The organism is Streptomyces sp. 1222.5, assembly GCF_900105245.1.
GTDB lineage: Bacteria > Actinomycetota > Actinomycetes > Streptomycetales > Streptomycetaceae > Streptomyces > Streptomyces albidocamelliae.
Genome location: NZ_FNSZ01000001.1, coordinates 2,357,710 through 2,372,657, shown reverse-complemented (window position 1 = coordinate 2,372,657; position 14,948 = coordinate 2,357,710). Strand labels below are relative to the sequence as shown.

14 protein-coding genes are annotated in these 14,948 nt (G+C 72.4%); 10 read left to right on the top strand and 4 right to left on the bottom strand.

Translation table 11 applies throughout. From position 1 onward, the window contains the following. The first annotated feature begins 295 nt into the window (after positions 1–295). The 3 genes from BLW57_RS10600 (at position 296) to BLW57_RS10590 (ending at position 3,948) form a co-directional block, all read left to right on the top strand. Positions 296–1,123 carry an enoyl-CoA hydratase family protein gene (locus BLW57_RS10600; RefSeq protein ID WP_093473963.1) on the top strand — a complete coding sequence of 276 codons (828 nt, stop codon included), beginning with the start codon at positions 296–298 and terminating at the stop codon, positions 1,121–1,123. Then, positions 1,108–3,423 carry a bifunctional salicylyl-CoA 5-hydroxylase/oxidoreductase gene (locus tag BLW57_RS10595; RefSeq protein WP_093473962.1) on the top strand — a complete coding sequence of 772 codons (2,316 nt, stop codon included), beginning with the start codon at positions 1,108–1,110 and terminating at the stop codon, positions 3,421–3,423. Before BLW57_RS10600 ends, BLW57_RS10595 begins: the two co-directional genes overlap by 16 nt. Before the next feature lie 120 nt (positions 3,424–3,543). Then, a complete protein-coding gene (locus tag BLW57_RS10590; RefSeq protein ID WP_093473960.1) occupies positions 3,544–3,948 on the top strand; it encodes a hypothetical protein in 405 nt (134 codons plus the stop codon). Between the two features lie 3 nt (positions 3,949–3,951). Here the strand turns inward: BLW57_RS10590 and BLW57_RS10585 are convergent, their stop codons facing one another. After that, positions 3,952–4,779, bottom strand: a complete 828-nt coding sequence (locus BLW57_RS10585; RefSeq protein ID WP_093473959.1) for a PaaX family transcriptional regulator — start codon at positions 4,777–4,779, stop codon at positions 3,952–3,954. Positions 4,780–4,794: 15 nt separating this feature from the next. Further along, positions 4,795–6,555, bottom strand: a complete 1,761-nt coding sequence (locus BLW57_RS10580) for an AMP-binding protein (RefSeq protein ID WP_371127854.1) — start codon at positions 6,553–6,555, stop codon at positions 4,795–4,797. 80 nt (positions 6,556–6,635) lie between these two features. On the opposite strand from BLW57_RS10580, the gene BLW57_RS10575 reads away from it, so the two are divergent. Both BLW57_RS10575 and BLW57_RS10570 read left to right on the top strand, forming a co-directional pair. Continuing rightward, complete coding sequence (locus BLW57_RS10575; RefSeq protein ID WP_093473956.1) at positions 6,636–7,772, top strand: acyl-CoA dehydrogenase family protein; 1,137 nt, start codon at positions 6,636–6,638, stop codon at positions 7,770–7,772. Then, complete coding sequence (locus tag BLW57_RS10570; protein ID WP_093473954.1) at positions 7,769–8,167, top strand: RidA family protein; 399 nt, start codon at positions 7,769–7,771, stop codon at positions 8,165–8,167. The genes BLW57_RS10575 and BLW57_RS10570 overlap by 4 nt, the downstream gene beginning before the upstream one ends. Before the next feature lie 10 nt (positions 8,168–8,177). Here BLW57_RS10570 and BLW57_RS10565 read toward each other — a convergent pair whose 3' ends face one another. Beyond that, positions 8,178–8,369 (bottom strand): DUF5999 family protein, encoded by a 192-nt coding sequence (locus BLW57_RS10565; RefSeq protein ID WP_176985535.1) that lies wholly within the window; start codon positions 8,367–8,369, stop codon positions 8,178–8,180. 236 nt (positions 8,370–8,605) lie between these two features. Between BLW57_RS10565 and BLW57_RS10560 the strand changes: the two genes are divergently transcribed. Continuing rightward, a complete protein-coding gene (locus BLW57_RS10560; RefSeq protein ID WP_093480640.1) occupies positions 8,606–9,028 on the top strand; it encodes a DUF6299 family protein in 423 nt (140 codons plus the stop codon). Positions 9,029–9,064: 36 nt separating this feature from the next. Here BLW57_RS10560 and BLW57_RS10555 read toward each other — a convergent pair whose 3' ends face one another. Further along, positions 9,065–9,898: a GntR family transcriptional regulator gene (locus BLW57_RS10555; RefSeq protein WP_093473951.1), complete on the bottom strand. Its 834-nt coding sequence runs from the start codon at positions 9,896–9,898 to the stop codon at positions 9,065–9,067. Between the two features lie 301 nt (positions 9,899–10,199). On the opposite strand from BLW57_RS10555, the gene BLW57_RS10550 reads away from it, so the two are divergent. The 4 genes from BLW57_RS10550 to BLW57_RS10535 all read left to right on the top strand — a co-directional run bounded on the left by BLW57_RS10550 (position 10,200) and on the right by BLW57_RS10535 (position 14,922). Next, positions 10,200–11,480: an extracellular solute-binding protein gene (locus BLW57_RS10550; protein ID WP_093473950.1), complete on the top strand. Its 1,281-nt coding sequence runs from the start codon at positions 10,200–10,202 to the stop codon at positions 11,478–11,480. Positions 11,481–11,600: 120 nt separating this feature from the next. Beyond that, positions 11,601–12,599: a carbohydrate ABC transporter permease gene (locus BLW57_RS10545; protein WP_176985534.1), complete on the top strand. Its 999-nt coding sequence runs from the start codon at positions 11,601–11,603 to the stop codon at positions 12,597–12,599. After that, on the top strand, positions 12,596–13,426 hold the full coding sequence (locus BLW57_RS10540) for a carbohydrate ABC transporter permease (RefSeq protein WP_073897534.1): 831 nt from the start codon (positions 12,596–12,598) through the stop codon (positions 13,424–13,426). The genes BLW57_RS10545 and BLW57_RS10540 overlap by 4 nt, the downstream gene beginning before the upstream one ends. A gap of 8 nt (positions 13,427–13,434) precedes the next feature. Next, complete coding sequence (locus tag BLW57_RS10535; protein ID WP_093473947.1) at positions 13,435–14,922, top strand: glycoside hydrolase family 3 protein; 1,488 nt, start codon at positions 13,435–13,437, stop codon at positions 14,920–14,922. The last annotated feature ends 26 nt before the right edge of the window (positions 14,923–14,948 follow it).

Below are 14,948 nucleotides of genomic sequence, written 5' to 3'. Positions count from 1 at the left end.
ACTGTAGGAATGGTACGGGCCCGGCCACGAGGACCGTCGACGGGCTTCGCCCGGGACCGAGGGCCCCGGTACCGAGCGGCTTACCCCGCCGAACGGTCCGCCTCGCACCGCGGTGCCCACTGTTACGGCGCTGTCGAGGAGCGGTGACGCCTGTGACCGGATCCGGCCGATCGACGCGCGGTTGTCGCGTGCCCGTGACGACAGTCACAAACAGGTGATAGCTTCATGAGGTGGAGCACCGTGAGGCACCGCCCGCCGCTGCGTGAGGCACCGCCGCCCTAGGAGGCCGCACGTCATGAGTCCCTTCACCGGATCCGCCGCCCGCACCTCCGACTGGGAGCATCTGCGGGTCGGGATCGCCGACGGAGTCGCCACCGTCACCCTCGCCCGCCCCGACCGGCTCAACGCGCTCACCTTCGGCGCCTACGCCGACCTGCGCGACCTGCTGGCCGAGCTGTCCCGGGAGCGCGCCGTACGCGCCCTCGTCCTGACCGGCGAGGGGCGGGGCTTCTGCTCCGGCGGCGACGTCGACGAGATCATCGGCGCCACCCTGTCCATGGACACCGCCCAGCTGCTCGACTTCAACCGGATGACCGGCCAGGTGGTGCGGGCCATCCGGGAGTGCCCGTTCCCGGTGATCGCCGCCGTGCACGGGGTCGCGGCGGGCGCGGGAGCCGTCCTCGCCCTCGCCGCCGACTTCCGGGTGGCGGACCCCTCCGCCCGCTTCGCCTTCCTCTTCACCCGCGTCGGCCTGTCCGGCGGCGACATGGGCGCCGCCTACCTGCTGCCGCGAGTCGTCGGCCTCGGCCACGCCACCCGCCTGCTCATGCTCGGCGAACCGGTCCGCGCCCCGGAGGCGGAGCGCATCGGGCTGATCAGCGAGCTGGCCGACGAGGGCCGGGCGGACGAGGCGGCCCGCGAGCTCGCCCGCCGTCTGGCCGACGGCCCGGCACTGGCGTACGCCCAGACCAAGGCGCTGCTGACCGCCGAGCTGGACATGCCCCTCGCGGCCTCGATCGAGCTCGACGCCGCCACCCAGGCGCTGCTGATGAACGGCGAGGACTACGCCGAGTTCCACGCGGCCTTCACCGAGAAGCGCCCGCCGAAGTGGCGGGGGCGGTGACCGTGGCGGCCCAGGGGAGGAACGAACGGGCGCGGCGCATCGCGGTCGTCGGCGGCGGCCCGGGCGGCCTGTACGCGGCCGCCCTGCTGAAACGCCTCGACCCCGAACGGGACGTCACCGTCTGGGAGCGCAACGCCCCGGACGAGACCTTCGGCTTCGGCGTGGTCCTGTCCGACGAGACCCTCGGCGGCATCGAACACGCCGACCCCGTGGTCTACGCGGCCCTTCAGGAGGACTTCGTCCGCTGGGACGACATCGACATCGTCCACCGGGGCACCCGGCACACCTCCGGGGGGCACGGATTCGCCGCACTCGGCCGGCGCCGGCTGCTGGAGATCCTGCACGAACGCTGCCGCTCCCTCGGCGTGCGGATCCACTTCCGCACCCGGGCCCCGGCCCTGGAGCGGCTCGCGGCCGACCACGACCTCGTCGTCGCGGCCGACGGCGTGCACAGCGCCATCCGCGAGGCCCGCGCCGAGGCCTTCGGCCCGCGCGTGACCGAACACCGCTGCCGCTACATCTGGCTCGCCGCCGACTTCGCCCTCGACGCCTTCCGCTTCGAGATCGCCGAGACCGAGCACGGCGTCATGCAGCTGCACGGCTACCCCTATGCGGCCGACGCCTCCACCGTCATCGTCGAGATGCGCGAGGAGGTCTGGCGGGCGGCCGGCTTCGACGAACTCGGCGCGCCCGAATCGATCGAGCGCTGCGCCAAGATCTTCGCCGACGCGCTGCGCGGCCGGCCCCTGCGCTCCAACAACTCCGCCTGGACGACCTTCCGCACCGTGGTCAACGGCCACTGGTCGCAGGGCAACGTCGTCCTCCTCGGCGACGCCGCCCACACCGCCCACTTCTCCATCGGCTCCGGCACCAAGCTCGCCGTGGAGGACGCGCTGGCCCTGGCCGCGTGCCTGGAGGAACAGCCGGACGTGCCGAGCGCGCTCGCCGCCTACGAGGAGGAGCGCAGGCCCGTCGTGGCCTCCACCCAGCGGGCTGCCCGGGCCAGCCTGGAGTGGTTCGAGAACCTGGGGCTGTACCTGGACCAGCCGCCCCGCCAGTTCGCCTTCAACCTGCTCACCCGCAGCCGCCGCGTCACCCACGACAACCTGCGGCTGCGCGACGCGCACTTCACCGAGTCCGTCGAGCGCGAGTTCGGCTGCCCGCCCGGCACGCCTCCGATGTTCACCCCGTTCCGGCTGCGCGGACTGACCCTGCGCAACCGGGTGGTGGTCTCGCCGATGGACATGTACTCCGCCACCGACGGCGTTCCGGGCGACTTCCACCTCGTCCACCTGGGCGCCCGCGCGCTCGGCGGCGCCGGCCTGGTGATGACCGAGATGGTCTGCGTGAGCGAGGAGGGCCGCATCACCCCGGGCTGCGCCGGTCTCTACACCGGCCGGCAGGCCGAGGCGTGGCGGCGGATCACCGACTTCGTGCACACCGGGGCGCCCGGCACCGCGATCGGTGTGCAGCTCGGGCACTCCGGCCGCAAGGGCTCCACGAAGCTGATGTGGGAGGGCATGGACGAGCCGCTCCCGGAGGGCAACTGGCCGCTCGTCGCCGCCTCCCCGCTGCCGTACAAGCCGGGCGGCCAGACCCCGCGCCACCTCTCCCGGGCCCAGCTCACCGACATCCGCGAGCAGTTCGCCTCGGCCGCCTGGCGGGCCGCGCGGGCCGGCTTCGACCTGCTCGAACTGCACTGTGCCCACGGCTACCTGCTCTCCGGATTCCTCTCTCCGCTCACCAACCGGCGCACGGACGCCTACGGCGGCTCGCTGGAGAAGCGGCTGAGATTCCCCTTGGAGGTCTTCGACGCGGTGCGCGCGGTGTGGCCGGCGGAACGGCCGATGACCGTCCGCATCTCGGCCACGGACTGGGCGGAGGGCGGCACCACCGCCGAGGACGCCGTAGGCATCGCCCGGGCCTTCGCCGCGCACGGCGCCGACGCCATCGACGTCTCGACCGGGCAGGTGGTGGCCGAGGAGCGGCCGGAGTTCGGGCGGTCGTACCAGACGCCGTTCGCCGACCGCATCCGGCACGAGGTCCGCGTCCCGGTGGTCGCGGTCGGTGCGATCTCCTCGTGGGACGACGTCAACTCCCTGATCCTGGCCGGGCGTACGGACCTGTGCGCGCTGGCACGCCCGCATCTGTACGACCCGCACTGGACTCTGCACGCGGCGGCCGAGCAGGGGTACGAGGGTCCCGGCGCGCCATGGCCCGACCCCTACCGCGCGGGCAGCAGGCGCCCGCAGACCGGCCGTACCGACGCCCCCAAGCCCCGTCTCTCCCTCGGTGACTGAGGTCCGTCGTTCGGTCACACCCCTTCCACTCGATTCGCACCGATTCTGAACCGTCTGTTTCCGGTCAGCTGGCTAGGTTCTTTCGAGCCCTGCCGAAGACGGAAAGAGACCGGGACCGCCATGAGTGACACCACACCCCTGCCCGAGCACCACGGCTACGACTACGGACAGCCGGTGGCGCCCGCCCCGCAGGGGCCGGCGGACCCCTACCGGTCCGCCGGTGCCGGCCGGGTACGCCGTCGTGACGGCTCCGGCACCCGGCGCACCGCACTGGTCATCCACACGGTCGCCGACGTCGCCGCGGCCTTCCTCGGGCTGTGGATCCTGCTCCACCTGCTGGAGGCCAACCACGCGAACGTCTTCGTGCGGTTCGTGCAGGACGTCGCCGACGCGCTCGCCTGGTGGTCGCAGGACATATTCACCATGGACACCGAGAACCTGCGGGTGCTCCTGAACTACGGGCTGCCCGCGGTGGTCTACCTCCTGGCCGGACACGGCATCGCGGCACGGCTGCGCCGCTTCTGAGGCTCACACCCCCGCGGATCCCACCCCCGCGAACTGCGCGCCCGCGTCCCGCAGCCGCTCGTGCAGGGCCGTGAAGACCTCCGCCGAGTGGACGCCCGGCCAGTCGGCGGGCAGCAGGTGGGTGGGCAGGCCGGGGTCGGTGTAGGGCAGGTGGCGCCAGGAGTCCAGGGCGAGGAGGTAGTCCCGGTAGGCCTCCTCGGGCGGGGTGTCCGGGCGGTGCTCCCAGGCGTGCAGCACCGGGGCGTGCACGTCGAGGAAGCGCTCGTGCTCCTTGGCGATCGCGGCCAGGTCCCACCAGCGGGCGACCGACTCGGCCGTGGGCGCGAAGCCCAGGTGCTCGCCGCGGAAGAAGTCGACGTACGGGTCCAGGTGCAGACGGCGCAGGGCGTGCCGGGTCTCCTCGTACAGGCGGGCCGGCGCGATCCACACGCCCGGGGCCGCCGTGCCGAAGCCGAGCCCCGCCAGCCGGGACCGCAGCACATGCCGCTTCTGGCGTTCCGACTCGGGGACGGAGAAGACCGCGAGCACCCAGCCCTCGTCCCGCGGCGCCGCCGTCGCGTAGATGCGGCGGTCGCCGTCCTCCAGCAACTGGCGTGCCTCCGGCGAGAGTTCGTACCCGGCCGCGCCGGACGCCGTACGCGCGGGCAGCAGCAGGCCGCGGCGCTTGAGCCGGGACACCGAGGAGCGCACGGAGGGGGCGTCCACCCCCACCGCGGCGAGCAGCCGGATCAGCTCGGCGACGGGCACCGGGCCGGGCATGAAGCGGCCGTACGCGCCGTAGAGCGTGACGATGAGGGACCTGGGGGCGTGCTGGTCGGACACGTTGATCATGTTAAGTCGTCGGTGTCATGGCCGGTCACCGCGGCCGCGCAGCCGGAACCGCTGCAGCTTGCCGGTGGCCGTGCGGGGGAGCGAGTCGAGGAAGACGAACTCGCGCGGGCACTTGTAGGGCGCCAGTTCCGAGGTGAGGAAGGCGCGGAGCGCCTCGGGATCCCGTGCGGCCCCGTCACGCAGGACGGCGTACGCCACCGCCACCTGGCCGCGTGCCTCGTCGGGGCGGCCCACGACCGCGGTCTCCACCACGTCCGGGTGGCGCAGCAGCGCGTCCTCCACCTCCGGTCCGGCGATGTTGTACCCGGCGGAGATGATCATGTCGTCGGCGCGTGCCACGTAGCGGAAGTAGCCGTCGGGCTCGCGGACGTAGGTGTCCCCGGTGATGTTCCAGCCGTCGCGCACGTACTCGCGCTGGCGGGGGTCGGCCAGGTAGCGGCAGCCGACCGGGCCGCGCACCGCCAGCAGGCCGGGCTCGCCGTCGGCCACCGGCGCCCCGGCCGCGTTCTGCACGCGCGCCTGCCAGCCCGGCACCGGCAGGCCCGTCGTGCCGGGTCTGATGTGCTCGTCCGCGGCGGAGATGAAGATGTGCAGCAGTTCCGTCGCGCCGATGCCGTTGATGACGCGCAGGCCCGTGCGCTCCTGCCAGGCCCGCCAGGTGGCCGCGGGCAGGTTCTCGCCCGCCGACACGCACCGCCGCAGGGAGGAGACGTCGTGGCCGTCCAGCTGGTCCAGCATCGCCCGGTACGCCGTCGGGGCGGTGAACAGGACCGAGACCCGGTGCTCGGCGATCGCCGGGAGCAGCTGCCGGGGTCCGGCCTGTTCCAGCAGCAGGGTGCTCGCGCCCGCCCGCATCGGGAAGACCAGCAGACCGCCGAGGCCGAAGGTGAAGCCGAGCGGGGGACTGCCGGTGAACACGTCGTCCTTCTGGGGGCGCAGCACGTGCCGGGAGAAGGTGTCGGCGACGGCGAGCACGTCCCGGTGGAAGTGCATGCAGCCTTTCGGACGGCCCGTGGTGCCGGAGGTGAAGGCGATCAGGGCGACGTCGTCGGCCGCGGTGTCGACCGCCGGGAAGGGCGCGTCGGGCGCCGGACGGCGCAGCAGGTCGTCGGGTGCGTCGCCGCCGAAGGTCGCGATCCGCAGCCCGGGTATCTCAGCCTTCGCCAGGTCGTCCACCGACCGGATGTCGCACAGCGCGTGCCGTACCCGGGCGATCCCGCAGATCGTCGACAGCTCGTGCGGGCGCTGCTGGGCCAGCACGGTGACCGCGACCGCGCCCGCCCGCAGCACGGCCAGCCAGCAGGCCGCGAGCCAGGGCGTGGTGGGGCCGCGCAGCAGCACCCGGTTGCCCGGGACCACGCCCAGGTCGCCGGTGAGCACATGGGCGATCCGGTCGACGTGCCCGCGCAGCTCGCCGTACGTCCAGACGGTCCCGGCCGGCGTACGGAGGACCGGGCGGTCCGCGGCGCCCCCGGCCAGTAGTTCGGTGGCGCAGTTCAGCCGGTCGGGGTAGTTCAGCTCCGGCAGGTCGAACCGCAGCTCGGGCCACTCGTCCGGCGGGGGCAGATGGTCGCGCGCGAAGGTGTCGACGTGGGCCGAGAGGTGCATGGCGGTTCGCCCCCTTGCCGTGACAGGCGTCGAGTCGGGCGTCGTGGTGGCACCGGCGTCCTGGTGGGATCGCGGTTCGAGCGTATCGTGTTGGTGACGGCAGTCAACTGTGCGCGATAACGTCGGTTCGGGACGGACGGGAGGAGGCCGCAGCGGCCGCCTCCGCAGGGCCGGGCGCGCCGTGGTGGGCGCGGCCCGGAAGGTGACGGGACCGCCGTGCCGGCCGTCCCCGGAAGGGAGGTCCGGCAGTGCCCGCATTCTCACTCGAACCGGAGCAGACCGCCTGGTGCGCCGAGCTGCGCACCCTGGCCGCCGAACGGCTGCGCCCGCTCGCCGACAAGGGCGAACCGGGCCGCGTCAACCGGCCGCTCCTCGCCGAGCTCGGACAACTCGGCCTGCTGGGGCGGCTGTTCTGCTCCGGCGCGCTCGATCTGTGCCTGATGCGCGAGTCCCTCGCCCAGGCCTGCACCGAGGCCGAGACCGCCCTCGCCCTCCAGGGGCTCGGCGCCCATCCGGTGCACGCCCACGGCACCCCCGCCCAGCGCGAGCGCTGGCTGCCCGGCGTCGCGCGGGGCGACGCGGTCGCGGCCTTCGCGCTGAGCGAGCCCGGGGCCGGCTCGGACGCGGCCGCGCTGTCCCTGGCGGCCGAGGAGGACGGCACCGGCGGCTGGCGGCTCACCGGCGCCAAGTGCTGGATCTCCAACGCCCCCGAGGCCGACTTCTACACCGTCTTCGCCCGTACGACGGCCAACGCCGGAGCGCGCGGTGTGACCGCCTTCCTGGTCCCGGCGGACCGGCCCGGACTCACCGGCACCGCACTGGAGATGATCTCCCCGCACCCCATCGGCGCCCTCGACTTCGACGGCGTGCCCGTCAGCGCCGACGACGTCCTCGGCGAGGTCGACCGCGGCTTCACCGTCGCCATGGGCACGCTCAACCTCTTCCGGCCCAGCGTCGGCGCCTTCGCGGTCGGCATGGCACAGGCCGCCCTCGACGCCACCCTCGGCCACACCCGCCGGCGCGAGGCGTTCGGCGGCACCCTGGCGGACCTCCAGGCGGTGTCCCACCAGGTAGCCGAGATGGCCCTGCGCACGGAGGCGGCCCGGCTGATGGTCTACGCGGCGGCGACGGCGTACGACGAGGGCGCCGCCGACGTCCCGGGGCGCGCCGCGATGGCCAAGCTGCTCGCCACCGAGACCGCGCAGTACGTCGTCGACACCGCCGTCCAGCTGCACGGCGCCCGCGCCCTGCGCCGCGGCCACCTCCTCGAACACCTCTACCGCGAGGTGCGCGCGCCCCGCGTCTACGAGGGCGCCAGCGAGGTCCAACGGGGCATCATCGCCAAGGAGCTCTACGCAGCGACCGACGACCGGGAGACCCGATGACGACCGAGCGCGTCAACCCGCCCGAACTGTCCCCGCCCACGGGCTTCTCCCACGCGGTCGTCGCGACCGGCTCCCGCGTGGTGTTCCTCGCGGGGCAGACCGCCCTCGACACCGACGGCAAGATCACCGGCGACACGCTGCCCGAGCAGTTCGAGAAGGCGCTCGGCAACCTCCTCGGCGCCCTGCGTGCGGCCGGCGGCACCCCCGCCGACCTGGCCCGCGTCACCGTGTACGCCACGGACGTGGCCGACTACCGCGCCCGGGCCCGCGAACTCGGCCGCCTCTGGCGGGACTCGGCGGGCCGGGACTATCCCGCGATGGCGGTCGTGGAGGTCGTACGGCTGTGGGACGAGCGGGCGCTGGTGGAGCTCGACGGGTTCGCCGTGCTGCCGTAGGGCACGCCGGTCAGGCGGCCGGCGCGAGCCGCTGCGCGGGCACCCGGCACGGCGGGACCACGCTGCCGTCCGGGTGCAGCTCCCCGCTGTCGTCGAAGACGATCGAGCCGTCGCACAGCAGCGTCCAGCCCTGCTCGGGGTGGGCGGCCACGGGGTGCCGGTGGGCGGGGGACGGGGAGAGGGAAGTCGGGTGGGAGCACATGGCGCACCTCCACATCGGATGCGGGGGACCGGCGGATCCGGTCCGCGCCCTGCATGCCTAGACCATGCCCCCGCCGTGAACGCCCCGGAACCGCCCGCCGTGAAGCGTGACAACACGCGGACAACTACCGCACGGTTCCATGACGCGCCACCGATGGGGTGAGGATCACGGGCCACGGCACGGCCGCCCGGTACCAGTGGGATCCCCACCCCCCCACGGAACCGGGAGACGACCCCATGCCCGTACGTCCCGTCCTCCTCGCGGCCCTCACCGCCGCCCTGCTCTGCACCGCCGCCGGACCGGCCGGCGCGGATCCCACCGAGACCGTCACCGTCGACCCCGTCGGCCGGATCGCGCCGGACGGCACGATCACCCTGTCCGGCACCTACCGCTGCACCCCGGGCACCGGGCCGGTGTTCGTCGGCTCCTCGCTCAGCCAGGAGGACCCGCGCGTCAAGCACGGCATCGGCGGCAGCGGCGCCCGCTGCGACGGCGCCGAGCACCGCTGGCAGAACTCCGGCACCGTCTCCTCGGAGGCGCTCACGGCGGGCCCGGCCCATCTGCAGGCCACCCTCATGGAACTGCGCCCCACGGGCATCGTCCCGCTGCCGGCCTTCCATGCGGTCACCGACCAGGACATCACGCTCGCCCAGGACTGAACGCGCACGCCCGGCCCGGCCGGTGCCCGGCTCCGTTCAGGACCGGGCCTGGCCGGGCTCCCGGTCCGGCGGAGCGTTCCTCCGGCGGGTGGGGGCGGGGGTGCGGTCGCCGTCCGGCCGCTGGAGGGCGGCCACGAACTTGTAGCGGGAGCCGCGGTACACCGAGCGCACCCACTCCACCGGGGTGCCGTCCGCGTCCCGTGAGTGCCGGGACAGCAGCAGCATCGGCAACCCCACTTCGGTGGCGAGGAGTTGAGCCTCGCGCGGAGTGGAGAGCGAGGTCTCGATGGTCTCGTCGGCCTCCGCGAGGTGGACCCCGTACACGTCGGCGAGCGCCGTGTAGAGGGAGGGGCAGCCGGCCAGGGAGCGGCGCAGCCCGGGGAAGCGTGGCGCCGACAGATGGGTCGTCTCGATCGCCATCGGGGCGCCGCCGGCCAGCCGCAGCCGCTCGATGCGCAGCACCCGCCCGCCGATCGCGATGCCGAGCAGGCCCGCCAGCTTCTCGTCCGCCGGGATCTCCCCGATGTCCAGCGTCCGCGAGGCCGGCGTGAGCCCCTGGGCGCGCATGTCCTCGGTGTGCGAGGTCAGCTGGAGCGTGCGGTAGAGCTTGGGCTGCGACACGAAGGTGCCCTTGCCCTGGATCCGGTCCAGGCGGCCCTCGCCCACGAGTTCCTGCAGCGCCTGCCGGACGGTGGTCCGCGAGGTGCCGAACCGGACGGCGAGCAGGCGTTCCGCGGGCATGGCCGCACCGGGGACGAGGGTCTCGGCCATGGCGATGAGCTGCTGCTTGATCCGGTAGTACTTCGGCACGCGCGCGATGCGGCCGGGCGCTCCGCCGCGTGGCTGGGCGCCGCTGACGTCCGTGGTCATGCCTGCCTTCCCGGCTGTGTCGATGGGCTCCCGTTATAGCGACCAACTGCCCTATGGTCTAGTCCAACTGAACGCTTCGGGTGAAGGTCGGGCGAAGGGGACGGACGCGCTCCGATGACGTTCTCGTAACGGCCGTAATCGGCTTCCCTGACCACCCTTGACACCCCGAAAGGTCTAGGCCAAGCTCCGGGGTACTGGTCTACACCATTAGTGACCAGGCCCGAGCCCTACGTGCAACAGCGTCGTACGCAGGTCACCGCCGAGGGCGTGGGGGGTTAGTGGCATCCCTGAGGAGGGTGGCGTGAAGCGCAAGCTTGCTGCCGCGATCGTGATCGCGGGCATGATGGTCTCCGTCTCGGCGTGTGGCGGCGACGACGGCAAGGACAGTGGCAAGGACGCGGGGCCGGCGAGCTGGAAGGGCCAGACGCTCACCGTCTGGACGATGGACGGTTCCGCGCCACCGCAGTGGACCAAGGACGTCCAGGCCGCCTTCGCGAAGAAGACCGGCGCCAAGGTGAAGTTCGAGATCCAGAAGTGGGACGGGATCCAGCAGAAGATCACCACCGCCCTCTCCGAGTCGACCCCGCCGGACGTCATCGAGGTGGGCAACACCCAGACGCCCGCCTACGCGGTCACCGGCGGCCTCGCCGAACTGGGCGACCTCAAGCAGGAGATCGGCGCCGACTGGACCCAGTCGGTCTCGCAGTCCTCCGTCTACGACGGCAAGCAGTACGCCGCCCCGTGGTACTTCGCCAACCGCGTCGTCATCTACAACAAGAAGATCTGGGCGAAGGCCGGCATCAAGGACACCCCCAAGACCCGGGACGAGTTCTTCAAGGACCTTCAGGCCATCGGCAAGAAGACCGACGCCGAGCCGATCTACCTGCCCGGCCAGAACTGGTACTTCTTCGACGGCCTGACCATCGGCCAGGGCGCCGACCTGGTGAAGAAGGACGGCGACAAGTACGTCTCCAACCTCGGCGACCCCAAGGTGAGCGCCGCCATGGAGATCTACAAGAAGTACGCCTCCTACTCCGAGGCCCCCAAGGACAAGGACGAGGCCAACCCGCAGCAGGCCACCGTCTTCGCCAAGGGCAAGACCGGCGCCATCATCGGGATGGGCTGGGAGGCCGGTACGGCCATCCAGGCCAACAAGGCCATCGAGAAGGACCTCGGCTACTTCACCATCCCGGGCGAGACGGCCGACAAGCCCGAGGGCGTTTTCCTCGGCGGCTCCAACCTCGCGGTCGCCCAGAACAGCAAGAAGCAGTCCCTGGCCAAGGAGTTCCTGAAGATCGCCCTCTCCGACCAGTTCGAGGGCCAGCTCGCCAAGCTCAACGGCGTCATCCCGAACAAGGAGTCCCTGGAGAGCAACCTCAAGGGCAACGGCGCCGCCGAGGCCGCCGCTCCGGGTGCCGCGGCCGGTGGCACCACCCCGCTGATCCCCGAGTGGGCCGCGGTGGAGAACACCCCGAACCCGATCAAGTCCTACATGACCGCGGTGCTCAACGGTAAGTCCCCGGCGGACGCCGCCAAGCAGGTCGAGGGCGAGATCAACAAGCGCCTGGCCCAGCAGAACTAGAACCCGCGCCGGGGGTGCCGCACGGGCACCCCCGGCACACCTGTGCCGTGCGGACGGCCGCCGGTGCCGTGCGCGCGGCCGGGCAAGTCGTCCGTACGGCCACGGAAGAGATGGCAACTCATGTCAGTGCAGACCGAAGGCACGGACACGGCCGGGGAGCCCGCTGTCCGCAAGGCCCGGGTGCCGGCGCCGCCGCGAGGTGAGGACCGCACCTCCCGGGCGTCCTCCCGCCGGGGCGTCGCCGCCCCCTATCTGCTCCTGCTGCCCGCGCTGCTGGCCACCGCGGTCCTGCTCGGCTGGCCCCTGGTCAAGAACGGCATGCTGTCGTTCCAGAACCTCAACCCGCGGCAGCTCATCCAGCACCTCACCGAGTGGACCGGTTTCGACAACTACCGGGACGTCCTGACCGAGTCGGAGTTCTGGCACGTCGCCGAGCGCTCGGTCTTCTTCACCGCCGCAAACGTCGTCCTGATCATGGGCTTCGGCACCCTGGTCGGACTGCTCCTGGCGCGCCTCGGCAAGAAGATGCGGCTGCTGCTCCTGGTGGGCCTCGTCCTCGCCTGGGCCATGCCCATCATCGCGGCCACCACCGTCTACCAGTGGCTGTTCGCCCAGCGCTTCGGCGTCGTCAACTGGGTGCTGGACAAGCTCGGCTGGCACTCCATGGCCGACCACAACTGGCTGGAGACCCAGTTCTCCACGTTCGCCGTGGTCACCCTGCTGATCGTCTGGCAGTCGGTCCCCTTCGTGGCGATCAACCTCTACGCCGCCACCACCACCATCCCCCGGGAACTGTACGAGGCCGCCGCGCTGGACGGCGCGGACACCTGGAAGAGCTTCACCTCGGTGACGCTGCCCTTCCTGCGGCCGTTCCTCTACGCGACGACGTTCCTCGAAGTGATCTGGGTCTTCAAGTCGTTCACCCAGATCTTCGCGCTCAACGAGGGCGGCCCGGACCACCTCACCGAGACGCTGCCGATCTACGCCTACGTCGAGGGCGTCGGCAACCAGCACTTCGGGGTCGGCGCGGCGATCTCCTTCCTGACCATCCTGGCCCTGATCGCGCTCACCTCGTACTACCTGCGCATGGTGCTCAAGCAAGAGGAGGACGAGCTGTGAAGCGCTCCGCCTTCGGCCGCCTGTGGCCCAACGCGACCGCCGTCGTCCTCTTCGTCGGCTTCGTGTTCCCCGTCTACTGGATGTTCGCCACGGCCTTCAAGCCGGCCGGCGACATCATCGCCGACGACCCGGTGTGGTTCCCGACCGACGTCACATTCGACCACTTCGAGAAGGCCGTCGACGCCGACAACTTCTGGACGCTGGTCGCGAACTCGGTCACCGTCACCGTGCTGTCGGTGGTGTTCTCGCTCGTCATCGCCCTGCTGGCGGCCTTCGCCCTCACGCGGATGCGGTTCAAGGGCCGGCGCGGACTCATCGTGACCTTCATGCTGGCGCAGATGGCCCCCTGGGAGGTCATGATCATCGCCATCTACATGATCGTCCGTGACAACGACATGCTCGACAGCCTCGTCCCGCTCACCGTCTTCTACACGATGATGGTGCTCCCGCTGACCATCCTGACGCTGCGCGGCTACGTCGCGGCCGTGCCGAAGGAGCTGGAGGAGTCGGCCATGGTCGACGGCTGCAACCGCCTCCAGGCCTTCGTCAAGGTGATCTTCCCGCTGCTCGCGCCGGGACTGATGGCGACCTCGCTGTTCGGCTTCATCACCGCCTGGAACGAGTTCCCGCTGGTCCTGATCCTCAACAAGGCGAACGAGAAGCAGACCCTGCCGCTGTGGCTCTCGCAGTTCCGCACCGCCTTCGGTGACGACTGGGGTGCCACCATGGCCGCCTCGTCCTTGTTCTCGCTGCCCATCCTGATCCTCTTCATCTTCCTGCAACGCAAGGCTGTCAGCGGTCTGACCGACGGCGCCGTGAAGGGATGACGCCCCCGATGACCACACTCGCCACCGGCCCGGACACCCTCACCCGGGACGCCCTCGCGGTGCTGCAGCCGGGGTTCGACGGCACCACCGCGCCCGACTGGGTGCGCCGCCGCCTCGGTGAAGGCCTCGCCTCCGTCGCCCTGTTCGGCCGCAACGTCGTCAGCGAGGCTCAAGTCACGGCCCTGACCGACCAGTTGCGGGCCGAGCGGGACGACCTGCTCATCGCCATCGACGAGGAGAGCGGCGACGTCACCCGCCTCGACGTGCGCACCGGCTCCTCCTTCCCCGGCAACCACGCCCTCGGCGCCGTCGACGACCCGGACCTCACCCGCGCCGTCTCCCGCGAGCTGGGCCGCCGCCTGGCCGCCTGCGGCGTCAACTTCGACTGGGCGCCGTCCGCCGACGTCAACGCCAACCCCGACAACCCCGTCATCGGCGTCCGCTCCTTCGGCGCGAGCACCGACCTGGTCGCCCGGCACACCGCGGCCTGGGTGGAGGGCCTGCAGTCCACCGGCGTCGCCGCCTGCACCAAGCACTTCCCCGGGCACGGCGACACCAACGTCGACTCCCACCACGCCGTCCCGCGCATCGACGTCGACGCCGAGACCCTCTACGCCCGCGAACTGCCGCCCTTCCGGGCCGCGATCGCCGCCGGCACCCGGGCCGTCATGAGCGCGCACATCCTGGTGCCCGCCCTCGACCCGGACCGCCCCGGCACCCTCTCCCGGCGCGTCCTCACCGACCTGCTGCGCGGCGAACTCGGCTACCAGGGCCTGATCGTCACCGACGGCATGGAGATGCGGGCGATATCCGGCACCTACGGCCTGGCGCACGGGGTGGTCCTGGCGATCGCGGCCGGCGCCGACGCCATCTGCGTGGGCGGCGGCCTGTGCGACGAGGGCACCGTGCTCACCCTGCGGGACGCGCTCGTGGCCGCCGTACGCTCCGGCGAACTGCCCGAGGAGCGGCTGGCCGACGCCGCCGCCCGGGTGCGCGACCTCGCCGCCTGGACCGCCGCGGCCCGCGGCGACGCGGAGAAGACCGCACCCGACCCGGAGATCGGCCTGGTCGCGGCCCGCCGCGCCCTGACCGTGACCCGCGCCGGCGCCGCCGCACCCGTCGGCGGACCGGTGTACGTCGCCCAGTTCAACCCGGCCCCCAACATCGCCGTCGGCGACCAGACCCCGTGGGGTGTGGCCGCCGAACTGGGCCGGCTGCTGCCCGGCAGCACGTCCGGCTCCTTCTCCGGCCCGGACGCGGGCAAGGCCGTGCTCGCCGAGGCCGACGGCCGCCGGATCGTCGCCGTGGTGCGCGACGAGCACCGGCACGACTGGATGGGCTCCGCCCTCGACACCCTGCTCGACGCCCGGCCCGACACCGTCGTGGTCGAGATGGGCCTGCCGCAGGCCCCGCCGCGCGGTGCCTCGCACATCGCCACGTACGGCGCCGCCCGCGTCTGCGGCGTGGCGGCGGCCGAGGCCGTCGTCGCCGGCTGACCGTCCGGCTCCCGGCCGCCCGCTCC

What these genes read in the sequence shown, in the direction of transcription:
- BLW57_RS10600 (WP_093473963.1), top strand. Translation starts at nt 296, where the DNA reads ATGAGTCCCTTCACCGGATCCGCCGCCCGCACCTCCGACTGGGAGCAT.
- BLW57_RS10590 (WP_093473960.1), top strand. Translation starts at nt 3,544, where the DNA reads ATGAGTGACACCACACCCCTGCCCGAGCACCACGGCTACGACTACGGA.
- BLW57_RS10585 (WP_093473959.1), bottom strand. Translation starts at nt 4,779, where the DNA reads ATGATCAACGTGTCCGACCAGCACGCCCCCAGGTCCCTCATCGTCACG.
- BLW57_RS10570 (WP_093473954.1), top strand. Translation starts at nt 7,769, where the DNA reads ATGACGACCGAGCGCGTCAACCCGCCCGAACTGTCCCCGCCCACGGGC.
- BLW57_RS10565 (WP_176985535.1), bottom strand. Translation starts at nt 8,369, where the DNA reads ATGTGCTCCCACCCGACTTCCCTCTCCCCGTCCCCCGCCCACCGGCAC.
- BLW57_RS10560 (WP_093480640.1), top strand. Translation starts at nt 8,606, where the DNA reads ATGCCCGTACGTCCCGTCCTCCTCGCGGCCCTCACCGCCGCCCTGCTC.
- BLW57_RS10555 (WP_093473951.1), bottom strand. Translation starts at nt 9,898, where the DNA reads ATGACCACGGACGTCAGCGGCGCCCAGCCACGCGGCGGAGCGCCCGGC.
- BLW57_RS10545 (WP_176985534.1), top strand. Translation starts at nt 11,601, where the DNA reads ATGTCAGTGCAGACCGAAGGCACGGACACGGCCGGGGAGCCCGCTGTC.
- BLW57_RS10535 (WP_093473947.1), top strand. Translation starts at nt 13,435, where the DNA reads ATGACCACACTCGCCACCGGCCCGGACACCCTCACCCGGGACGCCCTC.